The sequence below is a fragment of the Paenibacillus sp. SN-8-1 genome (assembly GCF_050995535.1).
Classification (GTDB): Bacteria; Bacillota; Bacilli; order Paenibacillales; family Paenibacillaceae; genus Fontibacillus.
Genome location: NZ_CP194782.1, coordinates 2,980,393 through 2,996,113, shown reverse-complemented (window position 1 = coordinate 2,996,113; position 15,721 = coordinate 2,980,393). Strand labels below are relative to the sequence as shown.

General features: G+C 45.3%; 18 protein-coding genes. All 18 read left to right on the top strand.

Going from position 1 to position 15,721, the window contains the following annotated elements:
* Window positions 1-7 precede the first annotated feature (7 nt).
* The 18 genes from ACRRNK_RS14285 (at window position 8) to ACRRNK_RS14200 (ending at window position 15,716) form a co-directional block, all read left to right on the top strand.
* Window positions 8-166 (top strand): DUF6906 family protein, encoded by a 159-nt coding sequence (locus ACRRNK_RS14285; protein ID WP_433943392.1) that lies wholly within the window; start codon window positions 8-10, stop codon window positions 164-166.
* Window positions 163-351, top strand: a complete 189-nt coding sequence (locus tag ACRRNK_RS14280) for a hypothetical protein (protein WP_433943391.1) — start codon at window positions 163-165, stop codon at window positions 349-351. Before ACRRNK_RS14285 ends, ACRRNK_RS14280 begins: the two co-directional genes overlap by 4 nt.
* Before the next feature lie 131 nt (window positions 352-482).
* A complete protein-coding gene (locus ACRRNK_RS14275) occupies window positions 483-614 on the top strand; it encodes a hypothetical protein (protein WP_433943390.1) in 132 nt (43 codons plus the stop codon).
* Complete coding sequence (locus ACRRNK_RS14270; RefSeq protein ID WP_433943389.1) at window positions 611-1,159, top strand: hypothetical protein; 549 nt, start codon at window positions 611-613, stop codon at window positions 1,157-1,159. Before ACRRNK_RS14275 ends, ACRRNK_RS14270 begins: the two co-directional genes overlap by 4 nt.
* A 5-nt stretch (window positions 1,160-1,164) precedes the next feature.
* Window positions 1,165-1,980, top strand: a complete 816-nt coding sequence (locus tag ACRRNK_RS14265; protein WP_433943388.1) for a hypothetical protein — start codon at window positions 1,165-1,167, stop codon at window positions 1,978-1,980.
* 666 nt (window positions 1,981-2,646) lie between these two features.
* Window positions 2,647-3,138 (top strand): hypothetical protein, encoded by a 492-nt coding sequence (locus ACRRNK_RS14260; RefSeq protein WP_433943387.1) that lies wholly within the window; start codon window positions 2,647-2,649, stop codon window positions 3,136-3,138.
* Window positions 3,139-3,306: 168 nt separating this feature from the next.
* A complete protein-coding gene (locus ACRRNK_RS14255) occupies window positions 3,307-4,140 on the top strand; it encodes a hypothetical protein (RefSeq protein ID WP_433943386.1) in 834 nt (277 codons plus the stop codon).
* A 220-nt stretch (window positions 4,141-4,360) separates the two neighbouring features.
* Window positions 4,361-5,350: an AlbA family DNA-binding domain-containing protein gene (locus ACRRNK_RS14250; protein WP_433943385.1), complete on the top strand. Its 990-nt coding sequence runs from the start codon at window positions 4,361-4,363 to the stop codon at window positions 5,348-5,350.
* 554 nt (window positions 5,351-5,904) lie between these two features.
* Window positions 5,905-7,038 (top strand): SEC-C domain-containing protein, encoded by a 1,134-nt coding sequence (locus ACRRNK_RS14245; RefSeq protein ID WP_433943384.1) that lies wholly within the window; start codon window positions 5,905-5,907, stop codon window positions 7,036-7,038.
* Between the two features lie 172 nt (window positions 7,039-7,210).
* Window positions 7,211-8,509, top strand: a complete 1,299-nt coding sequence (locus tag ACRRNK_RS14240; RefSeq protein WP_433943383.1) for a site-specific DNA-methyltransferase — start codon at window positions 7,211-7,213, stop codon at window positions 8,507-8,509.
* Window positions 8,510-8,644: 135 nt separating this feature from the next.
* Complete coding sequence (locus ACRRNK_RS14235; protein ID WP_433943382.1) at window positions 8,645-8,860, top strand: hypothetical protein; 216 nt, start codon at window positions 8,645-8,647, stop codon at window positions 8,858-8,860.
* An 89-nt stretch (window positions 8,861-8,949) separates the two neighbouring features.
* Window positions 8,950-9,180 (top strand): hypothetical protein, encoded by a 231-nt coding sequence (locus tag ACRRNK_RS14230; RefSeq protein WP_433943381.1) that lies wholly within the window; start codon window positions 8,950-8,952, stop codon window positions 9,178-9,180.
* A 49-nt stretch (window positions 9,181-9,229) separates the two neighbouring features.
* Window positions 9,230-10,084 (top strand): phage terminase small subunit-related protein, encoded by an 855-nt coding sequence (locus ACRRNK_RS14225; protein ID WP_433943380.1) that lies wholly within the window; start codon window positions 9,230-9,232, stop codon window positions 10,082-10,084.
* Window positions 10,078-11,766, top strand: coding sequence for a DNA packaging protein (locus ACRRNK_RS14220; RefSeq protein WP_433943379.1), 1,689 nt, complete (start codon window positions 10,078-10,080; stop codon window positions 11,764-11,766). Before ACRRNK_RS14225 ends, ACRRNK_RS14220 begins: the two co-directional genes overlap by 7 nt.
* Window positions 11,767-11,769: 3 nt before the next feature.
* A complete protein-coding gene (locus ACRRNK_RS14215) occupies window positions 11,770-13,248 on the top strand; it encodes a phage portal protein (RefSeq protein ID WP_433943378.1) in 1,479 nt (492 codons plus the stop codon).
* Window positions 13,241-14,071 (top strand): phage minor head protein, encoded by an 831-nt coding sequence (locus ACRRNK_RS14210; protein ID WP_433943377.1) that lies wholly within the window; start codon window positions 13,241-13,243, stop codon window positions 14,069-14,071. Before ACRRNK_RS14215 ends, ACRRNK_RS14210 begins: the two co-directional genes overlap by 8 nt.
* Before the next feature lie 73 nt (window positions 14,072-14,144).
* Window positions 14,145-14,426, top strand: a complete 282-nt coding sequence (locus ACRRNK_RS14205) for a hypothetical protein (protein ID WP_433943376.1) — start codon at window positions 14,145-14,147, stop codon at window positions 14,424-14,426.
* A gap of 63 nt (window positions 14,427-14,489) precedes the next feature.
* The gene (locus ACRRNK_RS14200; protein ID WP_433943375.1) at window positions 14,490-15,716 is read left to right on the top strand and encodes an XkdF-like putative serine protease domain-containing protein; all 1,227 of its coding nucleotides are present in this window, start codon (window positions 14,490-14,492) and stop codon (window positions 15,714-15,716) included.
* Window positions 15,717-15,721: the final 5 nt, after the last annotated feature.

The following is a 15,721-nucleotide window of genomic DNA, read 5'->3' as shown; positions in this document are numbered from 1 at the left end:
AACAGGTATGAAGAACGGGAAGAAGCCAACACGACGGCAGAAAGATGAAATTAGAGGGTCGGGCCTGAACTCGGAGAACTGGCTGGTAGAACGCGATACTCCCTCGGAGCTTGTGATCATTCACCGCTTCTCCGGGAAGCCTCGAACCATCCGGAGGGGAGCATGAGCACACCCTGGAGCAAGTGGAGCGTGTACGAGTATATGCGGCATACCTTCATGCATTCGGGCCGCATACCGGATTTGCCGGAGCTTATCGAAAGCTTCCCCGAGGTACCGCTTGGGGAGATCAAGGAAGGTATTGACGAGTTCAACCTGACCTTAAGGATTGGGGGCGGGCGTCATGCGCAGTGAGGCGCGGATAGATCCAATTTTTCAAGAGATACCCTGGGAGATCATTTATAACAATGATGGCCAGCAGATTGCGGAGGTATATCTGCTGCCCGGATGGCTTAATCCGAAACGATCAAGAGGAGCGAAGCAGCGTGGGAGTAAATCGAGACGAAATCGAAAGGATTATTGATGACCTGGAAACAAAGGCCGAAACTGAAGTGCTTGAGGCAGCCGCGGCTGCCTATCGGTATGCTGCCGACGAGCTCAAGAAGGTGGGTAAATGATCCGTTATGTGGGGATTGATCAGTCCACTAAAACAGGAGTAACCATCCTTGATCCAGACGGGAACGTCCTAAAGGCTGTCGAGATCCAGGGGGAAGGTCAAAGAGACGAAGCGATAATCAATGACGTGGTAATTCGGACACTCCGGTTAATTCAACCGATGGACAGAGTTGCAATTGAGGGTTTTTCCTATGGATCCACAGGCGCTTTCGTTGGACAGCAGTATGCGATTGGTTGGGCAATTCGTATCGGGCTGTATGTACGTAAGCAGCCTTACGTTGAGGTAGCCCCGACACAGCTTAAGAAATTTGTTATGGGGGTAGGCAGAGGGACTAAAGAGGAGCTAATCCTCCCGATTTATAAACGCTGGGGATTTGAACACTCAAGCGACAACGTTCGGGACGCTTACGTCCTGGCCCAAGTAATCAGAGCTATGCATGAGCAGGTACCGCTAATAAAGCCGCAGCAGGAAGTTATTCATAATCTCTTACATCCACCGCTTCAGACAAAAGCTAATAAATCTAAAAAGGCGAAGAGAGGAAAGTGAACAATATGGGAAAAGATTTTGCAAGATTCACAGCAGAGGTCGGTAAAGGAATTAGCATCAAGGATACGCATGTTGAAGTGAAGCTCTTCATTCCGCTGAAGGCAGCCATTCCCCACCTGGAGTTCCTGAGTAATAGCCAAGCTGAGAAGGTGAATGTCGCCTTGGGAAATCCGCAAGTGGCTTTCGACTTTGATGAGGAAGATGATGATCCGATGTACCAGAAGCACACGGGGCGCTTTGTGACGGCGGATAGTTCAGGCGTGGTGACAAGTGTCTCGGATCCCGAAGAAGACAAGAATCAGGCCAAGTTATTTGAAGATGAGCTGAAGGAGTCAGAGGAAGACCAGGATGGCCAGCAGGATGGAGCTGGTGAAACTGAAGGCGGTGAACAGGAAGCTGGTTCTCATGAGGAAACACAAGATGCTGCCGACCGACCCACGTCTGACTCTGACCTGCCCGACTGGATGAGGGAGGGGGCCGCTGAAGGTCAGGACGAAGTCTTTTTTGAAGGAGACACTTCCGAAATACAAGAAGACACACCGGATGCGGCTCAGGCCGAAGAGCAGGGTGAAATGAGTGAAACCGACAAGAAGGACCCAACAGTTGATAAAGAAGAACTGGAGCAGTTTATTCTTAAGGAGAAACCGATCTTCGAGGATATTCCTTTCGATTTCCCTAAATTCCTTGAGCAGCGTAACGGTGGAATGACCTGGCTGCAGATTGCGAAGTCTGAAGGGGTTCCGAGTACACAGATCAGCTCGAAGTATCGGACCTACAAAGAGCGTGTAGCTGAAATGATGAAGGGCGGAGGAGCGGCGTAAGCCGCTTCCTTTCCATACTAGGATTAACCGGATCTGGTAGTTCGTTCTCGGCCGGCTGACCAAACATAAGATAGTTTTTATCAATCTTCAGTTAGTTTAAAGTCTACTAAGTGCTTACACTTAGGGCACTTGGTAGTCAATGTAAATGTCTTTTTCTCATTTATATTGAGGAATGATAAAAATTGAATCATGAAACCAGGCAATGATATGCCGCCAAGTATCAACGCAAATCTATTCATTATTGCTGTGTTTGTAACAACTTGATTATCAATAAATGCCAAATAAATCATTAGACCGAGAAGTCCAAAAAAAGCCAGCACAGAAATTATGAACAGTAATCCAAAAGTAATTCGAGCCCCACGTTTCAAATTATTGATATTCATGAAATCACCTCAAATTATATTACGGGTGAATAGGTTTATAGATTCAGTTAAGTGTGAAAGGAATCCGAGTTGAGGATCATTAAACTGGAAGGGTTGGCTGAAAAGTATGCACCAGACCGAAAGCCAACGAACCGGTCAAATCACCCCAGGATACTAAGGGTAGATAGCCCTTCGTTATTAAAAAAAATTGTGTAACATTAAGACCCCCAATACCTGGCCGGGCGCGGGGGTCAAATGGAAAGACATTCCTCTTTAAATTATAACACAAAGGGGAATGAGGGGAATGGCGATGGCATGGGGACAAGGGGAGCTTTTCGCTCAAGCATCTAAAGAAGAAATCCAACGGACAAAGTTCCTGCTCAGCAAATATACGAGTATGCTCTCTCTAATGAGCGACTTCGAGAAGTTTGAGAAAGATTTAAAGCAGGTAGCTGTCGATGGGGAAGCAGCTCGTCGTATCGATGAGGACGACTTACATGCGGATAAAACTGCGAATGCGGCCATCTTGATCGAGAAGCAGCGCTGGGTGTATCAACGGTACCAGTTCTATACACACCAGCTGTTCAGGGCATGGCGGTTAATCCAGAACGAGGAAGCCAAGAGGGCAGTCGAGTATCGATTTATTCTGGGTCATTCATATAAAGAGACATTGCTGTTCTTTAGACGTAGCACCAGCGACAGTACAGTTCGTCGTAAAATCATCGAGGGAACAGTGAGTATGGGTAATACACTTAAATTGATGGGATTTTTTGAGCAAACAGATGTTGAGTTTTGAAATAGTAACTGAACAATTTTCGAAAGAGCTGTTGATTTTTACATCATCAGCTTTTTACTAGTTATGATAAAGTTAGATTGTCGATGAAAGTTTACAGGAGAACACAGAATAACCAATTCATAAAAGCTTTTATGAGATATTACTAAAACAGAGAGGAAGATAATAACCGTGATCAAGGCTTTCATTAACCAAACCCGAAGTTTAATTTCAAGGTCTGACATATCATTAATAATTCCAAGCAGTATACCTGTAGAGAACAATGAAGACGGTACCCGCACTCACAATATATATTTATCTGACCATTATAATTCTGCGCAAATTAGTAATAATTTCATTTTAAATGTACTTATGTTCTTTAGTATGTTAGATGCATATGTTGACAATAAGTACCCTGCTTTGGTTGGAGGAAATTTTGCTAGAAAGCTTCGCCGGATGCCTAAGGTGTCTATATCAGAAATAGTCCTAAGAGAGGTGTATCGAATTTATAAGGTTATCCGTAATGCAACAATTCATAATGCAGGAAGTATCGACATCGATGAGAAAGGTAATATATTTATTCAGTATCGCTTCAATGACACAAAATATGATTTAGAAATTACCCCTAAAGGACTGCAACTTTTGAATAGTATTACTTTTGAATTCATTTCTCCTTTTGAATCAAGATCTACTAAGTATTCTGATGCTCTTAGAGTAAGTTTACTCACTGATCTTCGTAAAGAAATAAAAAAATTTAATGATGAAAACAATAGTTTGGATCATGTTATCAGCAACAACTTATCGTTTAAATATGGACGACGTTATCGTCCACAGCCGGTAAGAATAGATTGGAGTGGCAATAAGCTTACTATCCAAAATCCTCATGAACTCCACCCAATAGAGGCATCTTTTTCTGGAGTTGATTATGAAATCATTAATGGTGATAATAAATATCTGGTCCCAAGTGAAGCATTAATAAACAATTCCATTTCTTTGGAGCAACTTAGCGTATGGAAGCTGAGTTGATTTATTGCTTTAAAAGTGAACACAACTTGACCCTAAGTTGAACACCATATGACGGTTTTTCCATGATATATTGGTAACGTAGAAATAGCGGGAATGACACGCACGGCTGCACATGCAGCGTTAAACCGGGGCGTACCTCTTCCTGCTTTTTTATTTGACTAATAACAGCCAATTAACTAATCTATGTATGATAGATTACAGCATTTGGAAGGTGAGTATTTTGGATAATGCATACTCAGTATTTAAAAAAATTATTGAAGATGGTTATATGGGATTACACTCGATGATTGGTCACAGAGAGGAAAATTTATTTTTAGATTTCAAAGAGAAGTCAAATCAGGATAAAGCCGGAGCGGAAAAAAGCGACAGAGGCACATACGCTAAAGCTCTTTCTGGTTTTTCAAATTCATCAGGTGGTGTTATCGTCTGGGGAATTAATGCGAGAAAACAAGGAGACAGTGCTGCGGATGTTGCTATTGAATTTAAACCAATAAAGCATCTAAAAATTTTTTTGACGGATCTTAACGGATTAATTAATGAAGCTATTATCCCACTGAACACTGGGATAAGGAATCATGCAATTTATTTAAACGATGAAGAGGAAAAGAACGAAGGATTTATCATTACTTACGTTCCTGAAAGTGAACTGACTCCTCATAGGGCGATGTTGGGAGACAATCATTACTATTCACGTGCAGGTGATAGTTTTTTTAAGATGGAACATTATATGCTGGAGGATAGCTTTGGAAAGCGTCAAAAACCGAATTTGGATATTTTTTGTGATCTTCATAAATATGGACCCAATCAATTTACTTTGGTTTTAGGGATAAAGAACGATGGTAAATATTTGGCGACTTATCCAGCGTTAAGGATTAAAAGTTTGAAGGAACTGGAGTACGCAAAATTATCAGGTACCCAAGATTTTGTAAATATAAACTTGATAGCAGTAACAGCCTCAAATTATAAGATGGATAAGGAAGGGGTTCTTTTTTCGGGAGGAATCAATGATGCTATTCACCCTGGGACATATTTAGAAGTAACACGATTAAATCCAAAAAAACGTTGGTTTGATAGATCAAATCTAATTTCTATGGCTGCTGAAAACCACTTATTGAAATTTGAATATGAGATATTTGCTGAGGGATGCAGGTCAAAAGTTGGAGTATATACAATCGATGCAGAACAAGTAATGGATTTTTTAAATATATAAAACGTATATTATGAATTAGGGAGAAAAACGTTAATATCATGAGAAAAGAATGGCAAACTTGCTTTTATAAGATGTGGAATGAGTTGACTCCATTTCCAGCTGCCCGGTAAAATGGTCTTGTTCTTCCTCTCTAGTTACTAAGTACATATGCCTTTAAGCAAAGAGCACAGCGTTTTTGCGGCGGCCGTGTACGGTCGCATAATCTAACTGATCTCTTTGCACAACAATTCAATATATATAACCAAAGTCGTTCCTATCCGGGAGCGGCTTTTTATTTTGATAGGAGCGTGGTCATTTTGAGAATCATTGAATGGTTGGTAAAAGTCACCTATGGATGATCAGACCCTCCAAGGAATAGGAGTGAACGTCGCCATGGCCGGAAAACGAAGTAAACTCATGGTTGCTATTTCTGAGTCAAAGCAGCCTAAGAGGTGCAAAGGATGTATCTGGGGTGCTTGGACCGGGGCAAAACAGTTCTGCAGTAAGCAGCAGTGTGTTAGGCAGGAATATCCTTCCTGATGTCGAAATAATTTAATAGTTAGGGAGGGGACTTTATGATTTTTACGACTAGTAGAGCCAAGAGCTTTAAAATTGAACCGTATGAATTATGTCCATGTGATTCGGGTGCTAAATTCAAGTTTTGTTGTTACGCAAAAGCAAAACAGTTTGAGCCAAAAAAATTGATTGATCTAAGTTATTCAGATAGAAGAATAAACCATATAACTTCGAAAATGTGGGAGGAAACAAACTTTGAAACATGTTTTGGATTTAAAAAAGATGAATGTGTAAATCCTATAAAAAATGCTCACTCTATTCAAAATAATAGAATTTTAAATAGAATCAGCAAGGAATCTCATTTATATAGCATTAAGCCCAAAGCGACAAGAGAAGGTGTAGTTCCTACATTAGAGTTAATAAGTAAAAACAAAGCAAGTGCATTTTTCGGTTTCTGTGATTTTCATGATACCGATTTATTTAAACCGATAGAATTACAAGAATATAACGGAGAACAAATTCAAAACTTTCTATTTGCTTTCAGAGCAATGGCCATTGAATATCATAAAAAACTCAGAAAACTAAGTTCTATAAAAAAAATGTTTACTATTCAACCCCATACTCTGTTGGATGAAGAATATATATATGTTTATAGGGTAGCTCAACTTGATGTAAGAGATTTTGAATTAGATTATAAGACTTTCAAATCGGAATATTGTAATAATAACTTCACAAACTTCAGAACAATCTATCGGACTCTGGATTTTGAAGTTGATTTTGCAACAAGTTCAGCATTTACTGTAGAAAAAGATTTGAATGGTGAACAGATTAATGATATTTATGGCATAGGGTCTGGAAAAATGCCATCAATATATATAAATGTTTATCCAACTGTTAATGGAACTAACATTTTGTTGTCTTATCATTTGAATGAAGATCCAGTTTATAAAAAGTATTTTGATCAACTGGAACTACTATCTGAAGGACAATTAATGAAATATTTGAATTATTTGATTATACAGTACACAGAAAATGTATTTTTTAATCCATCCTTTATTGATAACTTAACTACAAAGCAGCAAGCTTCCTTATTAAAAAGTTTCCACTCATCAATACAACCACTTGAAGCAATGGATCTGATAAGTGAAAATAACTACTTTAAATTTAATTTGTTTACTAATAACGCCGATTAAGGCGGTTTTCTTTTTTCTATGGGGTAAAAAGATGTATTATTATTATTTCTCACAAGTATCAATAAGTAGATTGACCCGGCATTCTAGGGGCTCGACAGCATGAGTTCGTGTGAGAGCTTTTTACAATGTCCTTATAAAAGAAACCAACACAACTCAAATAGGAGTGATTCGGATGGAAATTAGAGTTCTTCCCATAGAACAGATTAACGCTGCTGCCTACAACCCGCGGGTAGATCTTCAGCCTGGCGATCCGGAGTACGAGAAGCTTAAGAGGTCCATTGAAGAGTTTGGCTATGTAGACCCGATCATCTGGAACGAGCGTACCGGGTACATGGTCGGTGGGCATCAGAGATATAAGATACTGGTGAATGAGTTCCAGCAGCAGGAGCTGGCTGTATCCGTTGTCGACCTGGATGATAAGCAGGAGAAGTTACTCAACCTGGCTTTGAATAAGGTGTCTGGGGGCTGGGATGATGAGGCGTTGGCCAGGTTGCTGGATGATCTGCAGGTAAGCGGGGCAGAGGTTTCTCTTTCTGGTTTCGACCATGAGGAGATTGTGGACCTGATCGGATCCCTTCCGAATGTTCCTGATATAGAGGAGCCGGTCGTAGAGGATGACTTCGATGTTGGGCGGGCGCTCGAGCAGATAAAGGAACCTGAGACCCGCCGCGGTGATGTGTGGCAGCTCGGCCCGCACCGCTTGGTTTGTGGTGATGCAACGGATCCGGAAGACGTTGCCCGGCTAATGGACGGAGCTAAGGCGGCTCTGGTTGTCACGGACCCACCTTACAATGTAGCTGTCGAGAGTGATTCGGAGCGCCTGGCCGCCGATGGCCGCAGTAGTATTATGAACGACGACATGCCCGCCGAGGAATTTGCGGGCTTTTTGCATGCGGTGTTTAAGAGATACGCGGAGCATATGGAGCCTACAGCAGCGATCTATGTCTTCCATCCTTCTTCGTATCAGCGGGAGTTTGAGGACGCCATGAATGCGGCGGGTATTGTCGTCAGAAGTCAGTGTGTTTGGGTGAAGAATGCCGCTTCGTTCGGCTGGTCGCAGTATCGGTGGAAGCATGAGCCGGTCTTTTATGCTCACTTGAAGGGAAAGGCCCCGGCTTGGTATGGTGACCGCACGCAGACAACGGTCTGGAAGGCTGGACTTCCTGGAGATGAGCATCTGCCTGAGACTGTTTGGGAAGTGTCCCGCGGCGATGTTTCGAAGTATGTCCACCCAACACAGAAGCCGCTCGAGCTGCTGGCAATACCGCTTAAGAACAGCAGCCAGATAGGTGACCTGGTACTTGATTTCTTTGGAGGATCCGGTAGCACTATGATGACATGTGACCAGATAGGCCGAGTATGTCTTACCCTTGAGCTTGATCCAAAGTTCTGTGACGTGATCAAGAAGCGGTTCCACGAGGCTACAGGCATTGAACCTGTGCTTATTTCCCGTGTTGATCCCGCAGCATAAATAAAAGGAGGACGCAGCAACGTCCTCCCACTGACCAGGGTATCCCCCGGCTGAGATAGCGGCCCGCCGCGCGCGGCATTTTGCAGACATCCGCTATCTCGACACCATTCTACATGGAAGCCGAGGGGAACAACAATGGGAACACCTGACAATCAGGAAATCTTGCTTCAGCATGAGCTCGAAATAATGGCCGGAATCCTTGAATCCAAGGAACAGTATCGTAAGATCGTCAAGGCGGGAATAGCCAAGTGGGTTAAGGACTTTCAGGATGGTCGTATCGAGATTAAAACTGTAGACGATCTTAAGAAACTTATTGAGATAGATATCGAGCTTCAAAAGGATGAACTTTAACCATTGAAACTCGTTAAAAAATCAATGCTGCTTCTTATAATGTTATCGGAAGCCTTTAGGGGCTTTACATCTTATTAGGAGCGTTTTATATGAAAAAAAGAAAAGTCTCATGTTTTGTAGTGGTTGACCGCAGTAATAAACTGTTCAATGTCATTGAAGGCATTGGGAATGTCGGGGTTTGGAATCGTAAGATTGAAGAAAGACAAAGTATGGGAGCCGATGTCTATGGGCTTCCTTCTCCGAAGTCCGTCAATACCCTTATACAGGAGTATCAAGACCGGTTTGGGTATAGGTACACGACAGACTCCGTTTTGTGCTAAGTGAGTAAGAACGGAGAATTAGCATTGTTGGGGGTGGTGATGGTGTAACATGGCCAGAGAACGAAGTCCCGAGCGGGACAAAGCTAAACTGATGTGGCTCGAGAGCGGCGGGACGATGAAGCTAAAGGACATCGCTGCCGCTCTTTCTGTTGGAGAAACGCAGATCCGCAAATGGAAGTCCCAGGACAACTGGGTAGCTGATTTGAATAGTAACGTTACTAATGAAACCAATGGTAACGTTACTAAACGGAGGGGGCCGCCGAAAGGTAACAAAAACGCTGTCGGTAATCGCGGCGGCGCTCCACCTGGTAACAAGAACGCATTGGGGAACAGCGGTGGCCAAGGTGGTCCATACAGAAATAAGAAGGCGCTGAAGACGGGTATGTATGAAACAATCTTCCTGGATGCTTTGGAACCTGACGAACAAGATTTGTTTGATCAGATCGACACGTCACCCCTCGTTCAGCTCAACGAACAGCTCATCATGCTATCTCTCCAGGAACGCCGGCACATGAAACGGGTCAAGCTGCTTGAGGCGGGTCTGACTGATGAGGAACGTAAGACCAAGCAAGAACTCATGCAGCGGAAGGATAAGGTGCCATTCACGAGTCCAAAGACGGGGAAGGAAATCGCGGTGCCGATTGTGACTGAAGGCATGAAGGTGACTGAGATTACAACTCTGATCACATCCAAGCTAGACAAGATCCTCAAGCAAGAAGAAGCCCTAGTGAAAACAAGGGACAAGAAGCTTCGAGTGATCAATTTGATCGCCAGTCTTCAGCAGGAAGAAGAGAAGCTTGCGATCGCTAAGGAGCGGCTTGAAATCGAGAAATACAAGGTATATGGATCTGAAGGTAAGGGTGATGACGATGAGGACGATGACGGAGATGATTTAGAATGGTGATTGCTCTGGCAAGGGAGCATAGGAGGCGCATTAAGCGTAGGCTACAGAAGCGGCCGGAGAAGCTGGCCGAGCTTAAAAATGTCCTATCAAACTTTGAACTGTTCTGCTTCCGAATGCTGAAGATTAAGACCAAGGACGGGGAAATCAAACCGCTGATCTTGAATACAGCCCAGGTTACTTTTGCTAACCAGGTGTTTCAAGATATCCTTGCAGGTAAGCCAGTCCGGATCATTATCCTGAAAGCCCGGCAAATGGGATTCTCGACGGTGACCGAGGCTATTATCTATTACCTTACGTCCCTGCAGGAAGCTAAGAATGCCTTCATTGTCGCTCAGTCATCGGATGCATCAGGCAACCTGTATGATATGTTCCAACTCTACTTCGAGAATGTGCCCGAGATCATTCAGCCCATGAATAAGAAGAACAACACCAAGCGGCTTACCTTCGAGAATCCGTCTCAGAGAAAGTTGGAGCTCCGGCGCGACCCCGGTCTAAAGTCGAAAATTACAGTTCAATCTGCAGAGAGCCGGGTCTTGGCCCGTTCGGATACGATTCACTATCTTCATGCTTCCGAGGTTGCCTTCTGGCCGGCTAAAAAAAAGAAGAAGCATCTGCTCTCTCTTTTCGCAGCTCTATCTAAGGAGCCTGGGACAGTTGGGGTAGTAGAATCCACGGCCAACGGTATGGATGAATTCAAAACGATTTGGGATGCTGCCATAGAAGGGGAAAATGATTTCACACCCTTGTTCTTCGCTTGGTTTGAAATGCCGGATTACCGCAAACCGGTGCCGGACGACTTTGAACTGACGGACGAGGAGCGGGAGCTGAAGAAAAAATACAACCTTGATGATGAGCAGCTACAGTGGCGGCGGTTTACGATCCGGAACGACTGTAGCGGTGACTCAAGGACGTTCCGTCAGGAGTATCCAAGCGAACCGATGGAAGCATTCCTCCTTTCGGGTGAGGGTGTCTTTGATAATGAGTACATTCAGAAGCTGCTGGATGCCCTCGGCAATCCTGGCCCTGGTGAGCGGTATGAGATTGACCATATTAAAGGAACTGTGAAACGTGCAGACTCCGGCGAGCTGCGCGTTTTTAAGCTGCCTGAAGAGGGGAAACGCTACGTCATCGGGGCGGATACGGCCAAAGGTAAGGAAGGTGGCGACTATGACGTCGCTTATGTCCTCGAGAAGCGCACCGGGGAAACTTGTGCTGTGATCCGAGGCCATTGGGATACGGACCTTTACGGGAAGAAGCTGGATCGGCTTGGCCGGTTCTATAACATGGCCTTGCTTGGTGTTGAGAACAACAACACTGGTGAATCGGTGTTGAATACGCTGTTTAACACTTGTCGCTATCCGCTGCTGTACATGTGGAAGAAGGGGGACCTCGGATGGAACACCAATAGCGCGACTCGGCCGGTCATGGTGAGTGACTTCAAAGAGGCCATTCGGGACCAGCTATTCCCGATCTATTGTCGAATGCTTTATAAGGAATGTCTGACGTTCATTGATAAGAACGGTAAGTCTGAGGCGGACACCGGGTGCAATGATGACTGTATCATGGCTTACTCCATCGCCCTGCAACTAAGACAGGTGGCCGGTAAGTGGTTTGACTGGTACGAGAAGAAATTAAGGAAGCAATATGAAGAAGACTCACACGAGGAAGCGGGGTGGATATAGAACATGAGTGAGGAAGCACAGTGGTTTTCGATTTCGAAAGAAGATACAAAGCACATTCCCTCGAGCGCTCAATTACCAGATAGCTTTGAGGACCTCTACGACATGCACGGGCTGCTACCTTTTCAAGCTGGAAATGACCCCGCTTCTTGCAAGCTGCTGGTTAAGAATAGTAACATCATTCCTCAATGTATTGAGGCATACCGGCGGAACATCGCGGGATATGGGATAGCTTTAGAATACGTGCCGGGGGAGAGCGACGAGACAGCTCTAGAGGATTGGAACCGTGCAGAGAAATTCCTTGAGACCTGCAACCTAGAAGATTCCCCTGAGGAAATCATCGGGCAGCTAATCGAGGACTTGGAGAGCTGTGGGATGGCTGACATTGAGGTTGCCTGGCCAAAAGGGAGTGAGTTCCCGACGATCTACCGTATGAAACCGCAATTTATAAGGTGTACTCGCGAAAGCACCCGGGCGACGATCAAGCGCAAGCGCCGGATTAAGTCGACAAAGCAGATCGAAGAGTTTTCTCAAGAGATCTACACTCGCAAGTATGCGATGAAACGAGGTACAGGTGTTGTATGGTTCCGGCTGTTTGGGACGGAGGGTAATGAGAATCAGATTATCCCACTTCGGATCGGCAATGACGGGCCATATGGAGAGCCGCGGTGGTTTGGGAATGCTCCAGGTGTCATTGGTAGCCGAGAGGCGGAGGAGCTTAATGTCTCTTATTTCTCTAATGGCCGTATGCTCTCCATGATCTTAACGGTGACTAACGGTAGACTCACGAAGCAATCTATGGAACTGCTGAAGAACGTTAAGGGTTCTCAATCCCAGGGAGGCATCTTATACCTAGAAGCCAAGGGGGAAGAGACCGGCGGGCCGATGGATGAGAAGGTTGAAAAGGTGGCCATTAAGCTGGACAAGCTGAATGATCTGCTGCAGCAGGACGCCTTGTTCCTCGAGTATGGTAAGGAGAAGAAGGCAGATATTTTGTCCGCATTCCGGCTTCCGCCTATCCTAGTCGGCCAAAGCTCTGACTATAACCGGGCGACCGCTGATGCTGCGCTGCGGTTCGCTGAGGAGCAAGTCTTTCAGCCTTATCGGAACTGGATCATGGATGAAGTGTTCAATAAGCGATTGTTCTCGGCCATGGGAATTTTTCGGGTCAAGGCTACCCTACGCGGACCTCAAATCATTGACCCAGCGGATCATAAGTCTATGCTCGACTTTATCGCGGACCGCGGTATTATGCTGGTTCGGGATCTGATTCCGATCGCAGAAGAAGTTCTTGCTACGACGATCGATGAAACCAAGTACAGTCAGGAATACTTGGATACTCCGATTGCGCAGCTGGCCGGTAACCAGCCGGCACTGCTGGACCCCGAAAACGGAAACGCTATGGATAACCTGCAGGACCGGATGGTCAGCATAGCTAAGCGATTATTAAGACACAGCGAGCAGGAGACAGGCGTCCATGTGTGAGTCCTGCTGGGCATTGATCGTGAAAGCTGACGATGATGATTTTTTGGACAGCCTGGATCTTAACCACACAGAGCGGGCGGTTCTCGAGGAACTTTACAAGCAGGGAGAAAGTAAGGTGAACGGGATTCTTGAGCTGCAGGGGAAAGAGCTGCTGGCGGCCATTCTTGAGCTGAGCGAGGAACTGCAAGTGGATCCCGATGAATTGTCCAAGGTAATCGAGGAGGTTCAGCTAAGCGACCTGTTTCAAGGAAAATTCATAGAAGCGGTTCAAGATGCATTTACACCGCTTTTTCAATACGCCGGTGAGACCGAGCTGCAGGCGCTGGATGAAACCAAGGTATGGGCCGTGAAAAACACCTCAGCCGCCCGCTTTACCCATCAACTGGAAGACTTGGTTCCTTCCATGAATGACACGACCAAGAGTGTGATGCTCCGCTCCTTTGAACGCGCAATTGCCGAGGGAGAAACACCCTCTGAGCGGGCGCTGCTCGTTCAGGAGGTCAGCCGCACGGCTGCCGATGGTGAGGAAGGACCGTTCAGCATGAAGCGTGCACAAACCATTTCCAGGACAATGAGCACCGCAGCGGCCAACGGCGGGAAGGTGGAAGGTTGGAAGCAGTCTGAGGTTGTTAAGAGCAAGAAGTGGCGTTCAGCTGCCGGCAGCCGCACACGGAAGAGCCACCGGAAGGCCAATCACCAAGTAGTCCTGTTGGATGAGCCATTCATCGTTGGAGACAGTAAGTTGATGTATCCTGGAGATCCTTCTGGTGAGGCTAAGGAGATTGTAAACTGTCGCTGCACCGTGCAGTCTGTATTGGATTAAGGTTGAAACCTTTCTAAAATAGCTCGGAATTTCATTTATACTATAAAGAGAGCTGAGGAAAGGGGATAGAAGATTGAAAGAATTTCATACTTTAGGCACGAGAAGTATCGGTGAGTATATTGTTTATGAAATTGTGAATGGTTCAAGGGTTGAAATCAATAAAATAACTGACAATCACAAAGATGGATTGAAGCATGCACGACAATTAATTGGTAACTATTTGAGAAATAAAGGAGTGCCGCTTGATGAGATTGTTCAGCACCAATGTTTTGTGTTGCATGAGAGAAAAAATGACCCTAAGCACAAATGGCCTGTATCACAGTATCTTATCGGAGTGCCGGAAAAGAACAAGTAATAGAAGAAGAAAAGGGTGCCATATTCGGCATCCTTTTTATTTTGAAGGGAGGTGAACAAGAACATGGGATACAAATTGAAGGATGCAAAGATTACACATATTTCGCTCGTAGATAAGGGAGCGAACGGAGTGCCCTTTGCCATCGTTAAAGCTAACAAGGGTAAAGCCATTCAGAAACAGGTCCAGATTGCAAAGATTGACGATGAGAAGCGTATCGTGAAGGGGGTAGTCTACCAGCCTAACATTGCAGATGCTCATGAAGACCAAATGGATGAGGGAGAGATCGAGAAAGCCGCTCACCTTTTCATGGAGAACCAGCATACGTATAACATCGACAAGCAGCATGACTTGGATACTGATAAGGGCTTTGTCATTGAGTCGTATGTCGCTCCATGCGAAATGGAACTTGGAGATCAGCAGATCGCTAAGGGCTCATGGGTTGCTGCTGTTAAAGTGACGGATGATGCAACCTGGGAGGATATCAAGAAAGGCGAGATCACGGGCTTCTCTATGTGGGGAGTCGGTAAGCGGGAAGAGATTGAGGAGGAAGAGGAGCTCTCAAAAGGGCTGCTTAGACGAATCGGGAAGGCCTTGGGACTCATTGAAAAAGGTGCTGTCGCTGACAAATATAACAAGAACCGAAAGAACCGGGAATTCTGGGCCGCGCAAGATGCCTTGAACTCGGTTCTTTTTCGATGGGATCAATGGGAGTCTGGGATGGAAACAGATGCGGATGTAATCCGGGAGGCGCTTCAAGACTTTGTTGATATCGCTCAATCTGTACTGATCCAAGAGGATATTGTGAAAGCCATTGGGCAACCGCCCAAGCAAATCGCTAAGGCTGGGAAGAAGATTTCCGCAGGGAACCTGAAGCATGTAGACGACGCAATCGCAGCGCTCATTGAATTGAAAAACAAAACAGCTCCTGCAGATGAGGAGCAAGAGGAGGAAGACGATTTGAAACCAGAAGATATTGCAAAGGCTGTAGCTGCGGCTGTGGCTCCTATCGCTAAGCAAGTGGAAGGCCTAACAGCAGAATTAACCCAATTGAAGAAAGATGAAGGACTGGAGACCGAGCAGCCTGACGTGGTAGAAGCCGCCCCTGATCCGAAGTCCGATAGCGTTGCTGAAGCTATTGCCAAGGCACTTGCCCCGCTTACTGAGCAAATGCAAACATTGGCTACTGATGTGCAACTCGTTAAGAATAGCCGCGGGGGCTCAGCTCAAAGCGATGAGGAAGAAGAAATCAGCAAGGCAGGCGGCGGCGTAAGCTTTGCCGGCCTGCTTTAATACCA